The sequence below is a fragment of the Porphyromonas sp. C0041D3 genome (genome assembly GCF_056590575.1).
The window spans coordinates 41,478-55,604 of record NZ_JBWPWJ010000007.1 but is presented as its reverse complement, the minus strand read 5'-3'; the positions used below and the strand labels follow the sequence as shown (position 1 = coordinate 55,604).

The 14,127-nt window shown below is 54.7% G+C and carries 11 protein-coding genes and 1 pseudogene; 5 read left to right on the top strand and 7 right to left on the bottom strand.

Going from position 1 to position 14,127, the window contains the following annotated elements; translation table 11 throughout:
- The first annotated feature begins 5 nt into the window (after positions 1-5).
- A pseudogene (locus AC1EKE_RS06345) lies at positions 6-1,014 on the top strand (transposase).
- 780 nt (positions 1,015-1,794) lie between these two features.
- Here AC1EKE_RS06345 and AC1EKE_RS06340 read toward each other — a convergent pair.
- Positions 1,795-2,193 carry an START-like domain-containing protein gene (locus AC1EKE_RS06340; protein WP_297127432.1) on the bottom strand — a complete coding sequence of 133 codons (399 nt, stop codon included), beginning with the start codon at positions 2,191-2,193 and terminating at the stop codon, positions 1,795-1,797.
- 188 nt (positions 2,194-2,381) lie between these two features.
- On the opposite strand from AC1EKE_RS06340, the gene glgP reads away from it, so the two are divergent.
- The 4 genes from glgP to AC1EKE_RS06320 are packed head-to-tail and all read left to right on the top strand — an operon-like array spanning position 2,382 to position 6,989.
- Positions 2,382-4,958, top strand: coding sequence for an alpha-glucan family phosphorylase (gene glgP / locus AC1EKE_RS06335; RefSeq protein WP_480308717.1), 2,577 nt, complete (start codon positions 2,382-2,384; stop codon positions 4,956-4,958).
- A gap of 28 nt (positions 4,959-4,986) precedes the next feature.
- Entirely contained in the window at positions 4,987-5,664 is a 678-nt protein-coding gene (locus AC1EKE_RS06330; RefSeq protein ID WP_480308716.1) for a phosphatidylserine decarboxylase family protein, read from the top strand.
- Between the two features lie 9 nt (positions 5,665-5,673).
- Entirely contained in the window at positions 5,674-6,387 is a 714-nt protein-coding gene (locus AC1EKE_RS06325) for a CDP-alcohol phosphatidyltransferase family protein (protein WP_480308715.1), read from the top strand.
- Entirely contained in the window at positions 6,384-6,989 is a 606-nt protein-coding gene (locus tag AC1EKE_RS06320) for an FKBP-type peptidyl-prolyl cis-trans isomerase (protein ID WP_297127419.1), read from the top strand. The genes AC1EKE_RS06325 and AC1EKE_RS06320 overlap by 4 nt, the downstream gene beginning before the upstream one ends.
- A gap of 75 nt (positions 6,990-7,064) precedes the next feature.
- Here AC1EKE_RS06320 and lipB read toward each other — a convergent pair whose 3' ends face one another.
- The 6 genes from lipB to AC1EKE_RS06290 all read right to left on the bottom strand — a co-directional run bounded on the left by lipB (position 7,065) and on the right by AC1EKE_RS06290 (position 13,529).
- A complete protein-coding gene (gene lipB / locus AC1EKE_RS06315; RefSeq protein ID WP_480308714.1) occupies positions 7,065-7,733 on the bottom strand; it encodes a lipoyl(octanoyl) transferase LipB in 669 nt (222 codons plus the stop codon).
- Between the two features lie 8 nt (positions 7,734-7,741).
- Positions 7,742-10,981, bottom strand: a complete 3,240-nt coding sequence (locus tag AC1EKE_RS06310; protein WP_480308713.1) for a PD-(D/E)XK nuclease family protein — start codon at positions 10,979-10,981, stop codon at positions 7,742-7,744.
- A 52-nt stretch (positions 10,982-11,033) separates the two neighbouring features.
- On the bottom strand, positions 11,034-11,285 hold the full coding sequence (locus tag AC1EKE_RS06305; protein WP_480308712.1) for a GlsB/YeaQ/YmgE family stress response membrane protein: 252 nt from the start codon (positions 11,283-11,285) through the stop codon (positions 11,034-11,036).
- Positions 11,286-11,318: 33 nt separating this feature from the next.
- Positions 11,319-11,888 (bottom strand): RsmD family RNA methyltransferase, encoded by a 570-nt coding sequence (locus AC1EKE_RS06300; protein WP_480308711.1) that lies wholly within the window; start codon positions 11,886-11,888, stop codon positions 11,319-11,321.
- Entirely contained in the window at positions 11,879-12,700 is an 822-nt protein-coding gene (locus tag AC1EKE_RS06295) for a DUF3822 family protein (protein ID WP_480308710.1), read from the bottom strand. The genes AC1EKE_RS06300 and AC1EKE_RS06295 overlap by 10 nt, the downstream gene beginning before the upstream one ends.
- Positions 12,701-12,812: 112 nt before the next feature.
- Positions 12,813-13,529 (bottom strand): hypothetical protein, encoded by a 717-nt coding sequence (locus tag AC1EKE_RS06290; RefSeq protein WP_296160756.1) that lies wholly within the window; start codon positions 13,527-13,529, stop codon positions 12,813-12,815.
- Between the last annotated feature and the right edge of the window lie 598 nt (positions 13,530-14,127).

The window sequence follows — 14,127 nt, the reverse complement described above, 5'->3', positions numbered from 1 at the left end:
TAGGCATAGCGAATATACAAATTAAATCTGAGAAGCTCACTCCTTTTGGAGGATTCTTTTCAATTATGGGGCAGTTTGACTCCACATTGTCATCTGTAATCGACTCAGCCCTCGATCTAAGGTGTAGGTCGTTCGGTTGTCGGTACAGCGAAATCATCCGTTCTCTCATGAGTATCTACTTCTTTGGTGGCTCATGTATAGAGGATGTCGCTACTCATTTGATGAACCATCTCTCACTTCATCCGACGCTTCGCGCATGTAGCTCTGACACTATCCTCAGAGCGATAAAGGAGCTGACGAAGGAAAACGTTTCATACACATCAGATGCGGGTAAGAACTACGATTTCAACACGGCTGACACTCTCAATTCTTTACTGCTCATGTATGTTTGCATCTGGTCAACTGAAAGAGGGCGAGATGTATGAAGTTGATTTCATTCTATAACCGCGCTAACCACTGCTGTTTGTTCTATAATGACATCTTTGCTCTCAGAGGTTGAAAAACTGAGGAAATCAATGGCATTGAGTTTGAAATTGAACTCTATCCTTGTTGATAAATGGTAAAGCATACCGACTTGTGATTCAAAGACAGAAACGGATGGATGGTGTGCACGATTTTTGGGAAGGAAAATACACTTACCGTTGTATCCTGACTAACGACGATGAATCTTCCGCAAGTGAAATTGTCGAGTTCTATAATCTTCGAGGAGGAAAGGAACGTATCTTCGATGACATGAACAATGGTTTCGTATGGGACAGATTGCCCAAATCCTTCATGGCAGAGAACACCGTGTTCCTTCTTCTTGCAGCACTTGTCCGTAACTTTTACAAGGCCATTATTCAGAGAGTTGACGTAAAGAAGTTCGGACTCAATGCAACAAGTCTCATAAAAGCGTTTGTCTTCATGTTTATCTCTGTACAAGCCAAGTGGATCAGGACATCATGGCTGTATGTGCTGAATATCTATACCTGTAATGATGCTTACGCAGATGTTTCCCAGACTGATTTTGGATAATGCCTACAACTTATGGGCATGATATTGTGTATTGCCTCAAGTCACACTGTGGGGTAAGGGGATATTGTAGGCAGAAGTGGGTGGTTCAAGTTCAAATTATCTGCAAATTCAGTAATGAGAGGACGTGTAAACGCAATAAGGACGTTCAAGGGTTTAGTTTCGGATTTGAAGTTTCATACAAAGAAGTTTCTTTAAATTTCCCGAAATCCGCACACCTCCTTGTGGAAAAAATTGTATCCTTACAAATAAGAGTAAAGAGTTCTTTGAGGCATCGCAAAATAAAGAAGGAGAACGAAATTCGCTCGTTTCTAAATCGTTCGCCGTTTATTATTCTTGTTTATGCTTTCCTTTTGTAATCAGCCGATTACATTCGTTTCTATTACTTTTGCGCAGAGATCATAGCGTCTTATTCTGATTGCTATCCCTTAGTCGCATTGGTGTCCCGGGGTCTACCCCATGTGCGACACGAGGCAAAAAAGAGGGGACCACGCTCACGCGCAGTCCCGCTCGGAAAAACTTGTTTAATGAAATTAACGCATCTGATAAACAAAACCTTTATCCTGTAGGCCCGGCATTCGGACCCTATTACACACTTCTCCTATTATGTAGGGTGGAGAACCCACTATGTAGTACCAACAACATTACTGCTGCTCTGTTTTCCTGTGATGATTGCAGTGGGGAATGGTTTAATCGTGTGTCAATGATTTTCCGTCAAAAGTCGAGCGCCCCACCATCTCTTGGAGTGGCAGGGCGCTCGACTGTCTTATGCAGTAGCTCTACTTAGCTCAGTCCCAGGGATTGTCTCAGCTTGCGTCGGTGGTTGCCCCAGATTTTCTGCAGGGTGGTCGGCTCGAGGTGCTCATCGTGGTCGTTGACTAAGAGCGACACTAAGTGCGAGAGCTCGGAGACGACGATCTCCATACGCACATAGCTATCCGGGTGGTCATTCCAGTTCCACTGGATATACTTCCCCTTCTCTAGGTCTGTCACGGTGGCGGTGCGGTCGTCGCCAGTCTCGTCCCAGAAGACATGGATGCTCCTCAGTGAGACGTCTACTCGGGGTGCCATCCACTCCGAGAGCCCTCTGGAGGTGGAGATCTGGTTCCATACACTCTGAGGAGAGGCGTTGTCCAGGTCTATCTCTATCTTGTAGCCCTCTCCATGTGTGGTCCTTGCCATAGCGTTGTATTCTTAGTCCTACTTACTTGTGCAATATAATGATTTCTTCTTACCCGTGGGGCATATTTTCCGACTTTCATCTCCCAAGGGATCGATTTGTGGGTGCAAATTGTCGCTCCGGAACCGCGTAGATTGTAAAGTATTAAGTAAATTTGCTTCGTTACTATAAGCACAATAATACGAGAACTATGATAAGGAGTAAGGACGCCAATCAGCCCGTATGGAGAGATATCACTGCACTCTCCGATCTGCCACAATCCCTGCAGCAGCTGGAGGAGCTCGCCAACAATCTCTGGTGGGTCTGGAATGCCCCCGCCCGTCACCTTTTCCGGGAGCTGGACCCCTTGGTCTGGTACCACTCTAAGGGAAACCCGGTGCACGTGCTCCACACCCTCTCGCAGAGCCGCATCGAGGAGCTGACGAAGGATAATGACTTCCTAGGGAGACTTGCCAAGGTCTATGACAGCTTCAGGGCCTATATGGATCAGCCGATGCGGGACGACCTCCCCTCTGTCGCCTACTTCTGCATGGAGTATGGGATCACCAATATCCTCAAGATCTACTCCGGTGGTCTCGGGATCCTGGCAGGCGACTACATCAAGGAGGCGAGTGACTTCGGCGCCAATATGGTGGGTGTCGGCTTCCTCTATCGCTACGGCTACTTTGACCAAAAGATCACCGCTGACGGACAGCAGGTGGCTGAGTATAAGGCACAGGACTTTGAGGACCTGCCCCTCACGCTGGTGCGTGACGACAATGGCGCTCCCCTGATGCTTCGTGTGCCCTTCAATGGCTACGAGGTGTCTGCTCAGATCTGGCGCGTGGACGTGGGGCGGGTGAAGCTCTACCTGATGGATACCGACATTGCTGAGAACTCTGAGTGGGATCGACAGATCACCCATCAGCTCTATGGCGGTGACTGGGAGAATCGTATGAAACAGGAGTATATGCTCGGCATCGGTGGTGTCCAGATGCTTCGTCTCCTCGGCATCGAGACCGATGTCTACCATGCCAATGAGGGTCACGCTGCCTTTATGGGGCTGGAGCGTATGGCGCATATGGTAGAGGGCGGTCTCGACTTCGATCAGGCGCTGGAGCTGGTACGCTCCTCCAGTCTCTACACCTGCCACACACCGGTACCTGCCGGTCACGACTACTTCGATGAGGCGCTCTTCACGAAGTATATGGGTCACTATGCCGATAAGCTCCACATTTCTCATCAGGAGCTGATCGACCTTGGGCGAGAGAACCCCGGGTCGCATGAGAAATTCTCCATGAGCGTCCTTGCTCTCAATACCTGCCAGGAGGCTAATGGCGTCAGCAAGTTGCATGGTCAGGTCTCCCGGGAGATGTTTGCCCCCGTCTGGAAGGGATACCTCCCCGAGGAGCTTCACGTAGGCTACGTGACCAATGGCGTCCACCTGCCTACCTGGATGGCTTCCCCGTGGGCTGACCTTATGGAGAAGAGCGTTGGCGAGGGCATCCTGAGGAATCAGGATAGTCTCGAGCTGTGGGACAGTGTCTGGCAGACTCCCGACAAGGATGTATGGGAGAGGAGGCTGGAGCTCAAGAGTCGCCTCATCGAGTATCTGCGTCGTCGCTACGAGGCACATATGGGCGACTTCAATCAGGACCCCACCATGCTGATGAGTTTCCTCGAGACACTTACCCCGAAGACTCTTCTCATCGGTTTTGGTCGTCGCTTTGCCACCTACAAGAGAGCGCACCTCCTCTTTACAGACCTCGAGCGACTCTCCAAGATCGTCAATGACCCCGATCACCCGGTGATCTTTATCTTCACCGGTAAGGCGCACCCGGCTGACGGAGGCGGGCAGGGGCTGATCCGACATATCTTCCAGATCTCCAAGCGGCCCGAGTTCCTCGGCAAGATCCTCTTTGTAGACAATTACGACATCAGAGTGTCGCAATTCCTCATCCCGGGCGTAGACATTTGGCTCAATACCCCCACGCGACCGCTCGAGGCATCGGGTACGTCAGGTATGAAGGCATTGATGAATGGCGTGCTCAACTTCTCCGTCCTCGATGGCTGGTGGTATGAGGGCTACGTCAAGGGGGGAGGCTGGTCGCTCACCGAGAAAATCACCTTCTCCGACACCAATCTCCAGGACAAGCTTGACGCCGCCACCATCTATCGTATGCTGGAGGAGGAGATCGTCCCGCTCTACTACGACAATGATAAGGAGCAGTCCTACTCAGAGGGCTGGATCCATGCCATCAAGACGGCCACCTCTCAGATACTGCCCCGCTTCACGATGCGGCGCATGATCCGGAATTACTTTGACCGCTTCTACAATCAGCTCGGTGAGCGTAGCGCCATGCTCCGTGCCGACGATTACCGTCAGCTCGGTCAGCTCCTCGACTGGGAGCGCCATGTGGCGCAGTCGTGGTCTCACCTAGAGGTGGTCGACACCCAGCTGAGCAAGGACGATGGTACGCAGGTAGGCAACTTTACTGTGGGCGGAACCGCTCGCGTGAGTGTCACTGTAGACCTACACGATCTGCGTAGCGACCTTGATGTCGAGCTGATCATCGCTCGCGAGGACACCAAGACGAAGAAGCTTCACCTCGCCAATAAGCAGACCTTCCACCTCGTCTCCGAGGAGGGATCTCGCCGACGGTATGAGCTGAGGGTGGATATTGACCTCCCCGGCACCTATAAGGTTGCCACTCGCATCACCCCGACGCATGAGCTGCTGGCGCACCCTATGGCTCTGGGATATATGAAGTGGGTCACCCTCTTCTGACGCACGCCACTACTGCACTGATAGCAGGATGAAGATCCACCACGAGGGCTCGACCTTCTTAGTCTCTGCGGGGATATTCCTCGGCTTCCTCTGTCTCTACGTCTACTTAGTCGTGGAGCAGCGGTGGCCCTTTTGGCTCGCTGTCGTGGTGAGTGTGGTGCTGCTGGGTATCGCCTTTAATTTTTACCGCTCCCCACATCGCATCCATGGTAAGCCGACGGATGGGCTGGTGCTCGCCTCGGCGGATGGGCACATCGTGGCGATTGAGGAAGTGGATGAGCCGGAGGTATTGGGCGGTAAGTGCCTGATGATCTCCACCTTTATGTCCCTCTTCAACGTTCATGCTCAGTGGGTGCCGGTAGCGGGCGAGGTGACCTATGTGCGTCACCACCGGGGCAATGTCTACGCCGCCTATGTCCCCAAGAGCAGTACGGAGAACGAGCGCTCCACCGTCGAGATTGTCACTCCCGAGGGACACCACATAGTGGTTCGCCAGATCGCTGGGGCGATGGCGCGTCGCATAGAGACCTATCTCAGGGAGGGGGAGAGGTGTGAGATCGATGATCAGCTGGGCTTTATCAAGCTCGGCTCCCGCGTCGACATCTTCCTCCCTCTCGGGAGCAAGCCCCTCGTGGACCTTGACGAACCGGTCACCGGCAACGTCACCATACTGGCGGAGCTGCCTCCGCGCACGTCGTGTAAGTAAATAGAATCTATGGCAAAGCCGATCTATAAATACCTCCCCAACCTCCTCACGCTCTCCAACGGGCTCTTCGGGGCGCTCTCCATCGTGATGTACCTCACGGTCTCGCTCCAGGCGGCGCTCTGCTGCATAGCCGTGAGCCTGATCGCAGACGTGCTCGACGGGATGACCGCGCGACTGCTCCACGCCACGTCGGACATAGGGGGCGACCTCGACTCCCTCTCTGATGTCATCTCCTTCGGTGCCGCGCCGGCGATCTTGCTGACGCTGGTGCTCCGAGAGCTGGGCTGGGGTGTCGCCTGCTGGGCACCGCTGCTGGTCGTGCCCGCCTCGATCTACCGTCTGGCGAAGTTCAATAACGACCCTCGTCAGACCACCTCCTTCATCGGCCTTGCCACCACCGGCAACGCTGTGATGCTGGCTCCGCTGGCGCTCTTCTTCGAGGGGCAGAGCATCGCCCCCACACCGCTCTCCCAGACCCTCTTTGTCCTCTTTATGGTCGTGGATGCCTGGCTGCTGGTGTGCGAGGTACCTTTCTTTGGACTGAAGCAGCTCTCCAAGGGCTGGCGAGCCAATATCGGTCTGATCATCGTCGTCATTGCTGCAATTGTGGCGCTGATCCTCTGCGGCATTGAGGGGATCGCCTGGGCGATGATGCTTTACATTTTGCTTAACTTAATCACGTGGCTGACGCATAAGTCAGGCGCAAAATCAACAAACCAATGAAGATAAACGATAAGTCCTACGTCCGCGTACAGTATAAGCTCACCGAGGTCGCTCCTGATGGCTCTGAGACATTTGTCGAGGAGACGACGGAGGATCGCCCTATGGACTATGTCCATGGTCTCGGGATCCTGCTGCCTGACTTTGAGAAAGAGCTAAGCGGCCTCGATGATGGGGATGCCTTTGACTTCACACTCGAGCCTGAGGCTGCCTATGGTCCCTTCCAGGAGCAGCTCCTGATGGATCTCAACAAGTCCATCTTCCAAGATCCGGAGGGAAACTTCGATAGCGGCTTTGTACAGGTGGGGCGCTACGTCCCTATGCGTACCGCTGATGGTCAGACTGTCAATGGACTGGTGCTCGACATCACGGATGATAAAGTGAGGATGGACTTCAATCACCCGCTCTCCGGCAAGACGCTCCACTTTGTCGGCCACGTACAGGAGGCTCACCCCGCCACGGATCAGGAGCTCAAGCGCTTCGAGCAGCTCCTCCATGGTGGATGCTGCTGTGGCTCTGACGATGAGGAGTGCTGTGGTCACCATCACGACGAAACCTGCCACCATGGGCGTGGCAACGACTGTCTCTGTCACAAGTCCCACTAAGCTTTTAGCTCAAAACCAAAAGCGCTGAGGTCTCTCCGCTCTTGTGGAGGGACCTCAGCGCTTTTGCACTACTATTTACTCAAAGGAGAAGACCTCGTGGAAGGCGTCCAGCAGAGCCGCTTTTGCCTCCTCCATAGGGACCTCGTGCCCCAGCTCACGAGCCAGACTGGTGACGCCTCGATCGCTGAAGCCACAGGGGTTGATCCAGTGGTAGGCATCCTCGTGGGTATTGACGTTGAAGGCGATCCCGTGCATAGTGACGAAGCGGCTGGCGCGCACGCCAAGGGCACAGACCTTGCGGGGGTAGCTGTCTGTATGCAGCCAGACGCCGGGTGCGTCGTCCATCAGCTCACCGGCGAGACCATACCGACGAAGTACGGTGCATGCCACCTCCTCGAGAGCAGCGACGTAGCGCCTGACGCCGAGGTGGAGCTGCTCGAGGTCGAGGATAGGGTAGACGGTCCACTGCCCCGGACCATGGTATGTGGCGTCGCCACCGCGATTGGTCCGGACGAGGTCGATACCTGCCCGGCGGATCTGCTCCTTGGGGTAGAGGAGACTCTCCTCCTTAGCATTAAGCCCAAGGGTGATGACCGGCTTGTGCTCGTTGAAGATCAGATACTGTCTCGGCACTTCACCGCGATGCTTTGCCTCGATCGCTTGGTCGAAGAGCTCTCGCTGCTGATGGTAGGAGTCAGCGTAGCTGATGCCGGAGGGATTGATGATGACTTGTAGATCGGTCATGGGTGGGATTACCATTTTTTAGGGATATACTTCTCACACAGCATGGAGGCGGGGCAGTAGTTACAGCCACTCGCATCGCCGGCCTCTACGGCAAAGCTGAAGTCATCGTCGAGGATCAGTCTCACCGCCTCTCGCAGCCACTCCTTTACGCTTGAGTCCACATTTGTCCGGTAGTCGCTGATCACGACCGGGTTCGGATCTTTTCCCTTGGGAAGCTTCAGTGTGATGATGCCATCATTAATGTCGGGCGCACCGGGCTTGAGGATCATCGGGCGGATGTTAAGGTTTTTATCTGACAAGAACCGGTTGAGCTCGCCCGACGTGAGTATCACGTCGCAGTAGTATAGGAGCTGGATGACTGCGCCATTGATTTTCTTAGCCTGCTTGAGGCACTCGACCAGCTTTTTAGCGTCTGTAGGCCACTTGGATAGATCGCACTCAGTGCTGTCCGCCCCGGTCTTGTAGTCGATGACATTGACGGTGTCACCCTGCACGTCTATGCGGTCGATGATGAGCTTGAAGTTTGCATCCTCATAAGTGGTCTCTATCTCTATCTCCCCACCGACATAGGTGATGGGACCGCCTGTCTCGACCCGCTCGAGATCCGCCTTCACCATCCGCTCGACAAGGATCTTTGTCATCTCAACCTGGTTGTCGTTGTAGTCACTCGCCTGAAACTTGAGGTGGAGTTCCTTGGCGCTTTCGTCTACAGCCTCGTCTATCGCATTGCTATTCAGGATTTCAGTGAGACTAATAAGCGAGAGACCATCCGTAATTCCCTCCTTCTCCTTATAGAGCAATTGCATCGCGGTGTGGAAGAGGGTGCCGCTGTCTCTCTTGTCGAGGACACCGGACAGGTTTTCATCGTCCCTTATCCCCTCGATGGCGGTGTAGTAGAAGCGTCTCGGGCAGGTGTGGAAGTCCTTCATCCGTGAGGCCGAGAGGCGCTTTACCTTCTCTGTAGGCCTTTTGGCGCTTACGCTATCCCTGTACCGACTGACCAGCGTCTTGTCCTCAATGAGGTTGCCGCCAGTCTCTGCTCTGGTGAGGGGAAAAGAGGCCTCCGCCTCGTACATAGGCACGTGGTAGACGTCCCTGAGGAGCTGCACGTAGCGTGACGGCTCTCCCACGGAAGAGTCTCCGGTGCGTGAGTCGTAGAGGAAGACGACGCGCTTGGCACGCGACATAAGGCGGAAGAAATTGTAGGCTCTTGTCTGCTCCTGCAGATCGGTCGTCGGGAGGTGGTACGCTGTCCGGAGAGAGAATGGGATGGTCGTATCGAGCCGGGTGGCAGTGGGGAGGATGCCCTCAGCTGCATCGGGGATGATGACAGTGTCGAAGTCAAGCCCGCGTGTCTCTAACAGCCCCATCACCTGTACGCCTCCCAGAGGCATGCCGCTGAAGGGGATCCTCGCCTGAGAGATCGTGGTGCGGAGGAGATCCACCACTACGGGGAAGGAGAAGGGGCTCGGACTGCTCTCGGCGTGGCGCTTATGGTAGGCCCTCTGAGAGGTGAGCTGTGGCCGGATGAGGTATCGACGGATGTACTTGATCATCCCCTGCTCGGGATCCTCATCCTCCTCTGTCGATGCGCTCTCCGTGACGAGAAGCTCGAGGAGGTGGTCCACCTGCTCCGTCAGCACAGCGCCCTCGGGATAGCAAACCTTGTCAGCGGTGAGAGTCTCTGGTTCGCTGAAAATAGTCAGTAGTATATCCTGCGTGCGATTCTCATCACGGAAGTGCTTTGTGATCAGGTCCCGAAGTTCGCGGGTGCCGATGAAGTACCTCTTCTCGTCGATCAGCTGATCCATCAGCTGTCGGCGTGCTTCTACCATCTTCTTATCGGAGAAAAACTTGGAGAGGGCGGTCAGCATGAGGATCTCGCATACCTCAGTGAGGCGGTACCGTTGCCCCTGCGTGTAGTAGTTGCTCCAGTACTTCAGCAGCAGGCTCAGCATTGCAGCGACGGGGATGCCCTTTATGGGGTAGCCCATGGTGACATTGATCTTGTCGATCTCCTTCGGCATATTGCTCAGGAGTGGTAGGAGGAGACTCTCATCGGGAAGGACGATCGCCGTCCGCAGTGGTTCGTGCGGGTCATAGAGTGGGGCGCTCTCGTCCGACTTGCTCAGTGGCTGCACGATCTTTTTCCAGCCGTCCTCTTGGTTGTTGCCCTCTATCAGATTGCGGATCGCTCCGGTCTGGGCGACTGCTGAGGCGGTAGAGATGAGGGCGGTGTGGAGCTCGTGTGCCTGATCTGGGACCTCAAAGTCGATGTGATAGGCCCCTTCGGTCGGAGTGGGGTACTCCGAGGTATTGCGCTCGACAAAGGAGCCGGCCAGTCCGGGAGACTTCACGATAGGGTCGGTGAAATAGTCCCAGTAGAAGATTGCCTTACCGGAGTCTCTGAAGTGGTCGAGGATCCTGTACATGGCGGGCGTCTGAGCATTGAGTCCCACAAAGACGGTGATCATCCCGTCGTCGGTGAGACTGAGCTTCCCCTTCTTGATCTGCCGGACCGCCTCCCGGAGCATCATCCCTTCGTAGGCGAGCCCCTCCTTCTTCATCAGGCTCTTGGCACGTCTGTAGATCCTGGGAAGCTTGATCCAGAAGTCGAGGAACCTCTTCTTCATCTCCTCCGACTTCTTCGTCTCCTTCTCCTCGGTCGCCGTTTCCGCCTCGATCTCGCTCCAGTCGGCGTCCTTGTCGTAGATCAGCTTGCTGACCGCACTCCACTGCCGGCGGGAGAGGAAGGTGGAGAGCTCCTCAGTGAGCACCTTGTGGTTGCGCAGGTTCTCTAAGAAGCTGCTGACCTTGATGAGATGCTTGTCGATGTCGTCAAAGTCACGGAGCAGAGCCTGCCCCAGGTCGTAAAAGTCCTCAAAGGAGCGCTCCTCCGGTCTGAGTCCCATCACCTCGAGGTAGGCGAGGTAGATCTTGTGGATCACCAGCAGTTCGTTATTGGGATCCTCCCCCCCGGAGAGGTGCAGCCTACGCTTGATGAGGCTATTCATCGTAGAACACTCCGGCAGCAGTAGCGGTCTCGCATTAGGGCACTGCTCCAGATAGTGGCAGAGGAAGATCCCCGCTCTCTGATTGTGAAAGATGAAGCGGAATTGATGCAGTGGAGTGTCGCTGGGTTGCGAGGTTAGGCTGTGGAAGTGCTCAGCAATCTGCTGGAGGAAGGGCTTTGCCATGGTGAACTGTGTGAGGAGATGAGTGATGATAGAGGAGCCCTCCTCCTCCATCGGCTGATGAAGAGAGGAGGGCTCTCTGATGTAAAGTGCAGTAGTGGACTGCTTATCTCTTGCGCTTAGCGATAGCGTTGTAGATAGCGATGAGGATGATCGCACCGATGACAGCTACGACGAGCTGTCCCCAGAAGCCACTCCCCTCAGCGACGCCAATGAGGCTGAAAACCCAACCTCCGACGACACCTCCGATGAGACCGAGGATCGTATTCCAGATGATCCCCTTGGCGCCTCCGGGCATGATCCAGGAAGCGAGCAGACCGGCGACGAGACCGATGATAAGTGAATAAATGAGTCCCATAATGTTCTTTCTTTTTTGAGTTAGTGAAATGTATTAATGAGGTGAATTATTAGGTCTAAAAAAGGAGAAGTGAACCGCTCCATAGTGGCGCATCTCGATAAAGTCGGGATCGTCGCTGAAGTCCACTTCCTTGGGATGCTCCTGTACATAGAGTCCTCCCTCGGTGAGGATGTGCGCCTCCCGGATCAGCTGGGGCAAGTCCGGTAGCTGCGCTAAGTCGTAGGGCGGATCCGCTACGATGACCTGATAGCTCGGCACCTCCGATGGCTCCTTGACGGCAAGTCGTCTGAGCCACTTGAGTACGTCGTAGTGTATGACCTTATACCCCGGGTCGCCCAGTGTCTCTGCCGTCTGGCGGATAAAGGCGGCATGCGCCTCATCGCGCTCGATCGCGGTCACGCTACGAGCTCCTCTCGAGAGCATCTCGAAGCCGAGGCTGCCGGTGCCGGCAAAGAGGTCAAGCGCATCGCTCTCCTCCCAGTCGACGTAGTTGGCAAGGATGTTAAATAAATTCTCCTTCGCCATATCGGTTGTGGGGCGAGCCTTAAAGGTGCGAGGCACCTCAAAGCGTCGGCGACCGTATTTCCCGCTTATTATGCGCATATCAGAGCGAGACGGATGATCGGGGAGTGGATGTCTGCCAGCTCCTCGGGGTGGGCGCAGAGGGATCCATAGTCATTGACCCTCACGTTGGCCACCGCATCTCTCAAGAGTTGTGTGGCGGAGTCTATCTCGTCTGACTCCTCCCCAAAGATCAGGAGGTGATCCTGCTCCTTGTCGAGGCGGAAGTGCTCCCACACTGACGTAATGTAGTAGAGTAGATCCACGCGGTCAGCTATGGTGTAGCGATTAGCGAGGCGAAGGCGCCCCGACTCGCAGTAGCAGAGATCCGTATGCCCCTCTGAGACCAGTGCCAGGAGGGTCCGCGGGTAGCGCCGACGGCTGTAGGTCGCCCCTGCGAGTGCAAGAGCCGCGACGGGATGAGCGTAGGACGGGCTCTGCAGAGCGCTCTGGCACTCGTCAAATGTCTCCTCCGTGGTGGTAAAGATCAGGTCTATCCCCAGATCACTGATCGTGGTACTCTGCAGGCAGTGTCCCTCAGGGAGATCAGCAAGCCAGTGCCGGGGTGACACGCCTCCGCTGGTGAAGTCTCTCGGCACCAGCGTGTAGCTCCCTCCCTCATCGATGTAGAGAGTGGAGGAGCCAAAGGGGCGAGCAAGCTCCCTCCGGCGGAGGAAGTCCTCTGCCGCCTCCTTGCCTCGTACGAGGATGTGGCTCAGGATCAGAGGACGATCGCCACTCTCAGCGATCACCCCCTCGAGCCCATTATCGCTAAGGGTAATGAGGAGTGAGCTCCGCTTGATGTCTGACTCTGTTAGGTCACGACCGGTGTGTCGGTCTCTGATCTGATCCATAGGGTGGGATAGTAGGCAAGAGAGCCGATCTCACACGGTCGGTACCGGTACAGATCGGCTCTCAGATTCATTCAGTAAGTAGCTGGGTCTATAGGTACTCAGTCCTCGTGGATTACTCCCAGTTACCTGCGTTATTATTGATCTCAGTCAGTGAGCCGACCTTCATGCCGGGATACTTCCCCATCTTCGTCTGGCGGTCCACTGCGTTATTCAGCTCCGTTGCATCGAGGTCACCGAGGTAAGCGGCAAAAGGTGCGCTCGCCTGGAAGACGTTGATCGCATACTGATGACCCTCCGGACCGGTGATGATCGAGGCGGTGTCCATCTGGAAGTACTCACCGGTATTGGGGATCTTGCCGAAGGTGCTGAGGTCTACCTGACGCTCACCAAATACGGTAGTCAGCGCCGGAGCGATCACGGTGTCACGGGAGAAGACTACGGTCTCGCCATTGATATTCCTGACCAGTCTCTGCTCCTTGGCCTTCGTCCAGTCACCGGTCTTCTTGGCCTGAGCGACGATAGCAAGTGCATCCTGCTCGGTCATACCATCCTCGAGCTGCTTCTCGCTGAGCTCCAGCTGACGACGCACGGTCTTCACCTGACCATTCTGGAGCCAATTGATCAGCTCGTCAAAGGAGGGCGTGTGATGACCATTGGATGACTTGTAAGCCACCTGAGCCGTGCGGACGTCCTTGAGACGCTCGATGATGCGGAGCTCACGCTGAGTCTTCGTGTTCTTGAAGCGGATCGGGGTCTCTACCCTGGCGTAGCACACGTAGGCAAGAGCCAGCACTGCTGCGACAAGAAGGATCTTGAAGAGATTTTTCATAAGATGAAATATTGTGGTTGTTTTATGTCTAAAAGAAAACGTCCGAGAGGCCAGCACGTGGCACCTCACTGACAAAAGTAGCAAAGTTTATTGATATGACCCACATTGTAGCGCACAAATTTTTTCCCCGAGTCGCCTGCTGTGTCCCAAAGTAGCTGCTAATCTGCCTATTATACGGCGAAGCTCGCTGGGATGCCGTGCTGTCTCTCTGATCTATCGGTGACCCGCCAGGGGTGGTGGGTATCTCCACATCTCTACCTATTACTAGTGCTGTCCGGCAGGGTGTGTACTCTTGGTTGTGGTACCACAATGGACTGACTTCAGAAATGAAGTCAGCCCTTTCTTCATCCCCCGGACAGACTTTTATGGGACAGCATTGAAGTCTAATACCGATATTAGTGATCTCCTTTACCGGTATTAGTCGCGCCTAATATCGGTAAAAGAAAAACCTCAGATGAGACAGACCGGAGCACACTGACCTCAGGCGTTTCTCAAAGGCACGCCAACCCAATGTAAAAAGCGAGACCTTAGGACTCTTTTGGCTCAAGACCTCGGCACCAACTACTCCCACAATGACCTGACAGCGAGGAATAATTGC

Excerpts from the sequence above, each read along its gene's own strand:
- AC1EKE_RS06340 (WP_297127432.1), bottom strand. The coding sequence starts at position 2,193 with ATGGCAAGGACCACACATGGAGAGGGCTACAAGATAGAGATAGACCTG.
- glgP (WP_480308717.1), top strand. The coding sequence starts at position 2,382 with ATGATAAGGAGTAAGGACGCCAATCAGCCCGTATGGAGAGATATCACT.
- AC1EKE_RS06330 (WP_480308716.1), top strand. The coding sequence starts at position 4,987 with ATGAAGATCCACCACGAGGGCTCGACCTTCTTAGTCTCTGCGGGGATA.
- AC1EKE_RS06325 (WP_480308715.1), top strand. The coding sequence starts at position 5,674 with ATGGCAAAGCCGATCTATAAATACCTCCCCAACCTCCTCACGCTCTCC.
- AC1EKE_RS06320 (WP_297127419.1), top strand. The coding sequence starts at position 6,384 with ATGAAGATAAACGATAAGTCCTACGTCCGCGTACAGTATAAGCTCACC.
- lipB (WP_480308714.1), bottom strand. The coding sequence starts at position 7,733 with ATGACCGATCTACAAGTCATCATCAATCCCTCCGGCATCAGCTACGCT.
- AC1EKE_RS06310 (WP_480308713.1), bottom strand. The coding sequence starts at position 10,981 with ATGGAGGAGGAGGGCTCCTCTATCATCACTCATCTCCTCACACAGTTC.
- AC1EKE_RS06305 (WP_480308712.1), bottom strand. The coding sequence starts at position 11,285 with ATGGGACTCATTTATTCACTTATCATCGGTCTCGTCGCCGGTCTGCTC.
- AC1EKE_RS06300 (WP_480308711.1), bottom strand. The coding sequence starts at position 11,888 with ATGCGCATAATAAGCGGGAAATACGGTCGCCGACGCTTTGAGGTGCCT.
- AC1EKE_RS06295 (WP_480308710.1), bottom strand. The coding sequence starts at position 12,700 with ATGGATCAGATCAGAGACCGACACACCGGTCGTGACCTAACAGAGTCA.
- AC1EKE_RS06290 (WP_296160756.1), bottom strand. The coding sequence starts at position 13,529 with ATGAAAAATCTCTTCAAGATCCTTCTTGTCGCAGCAGTGCTGGCTCTT.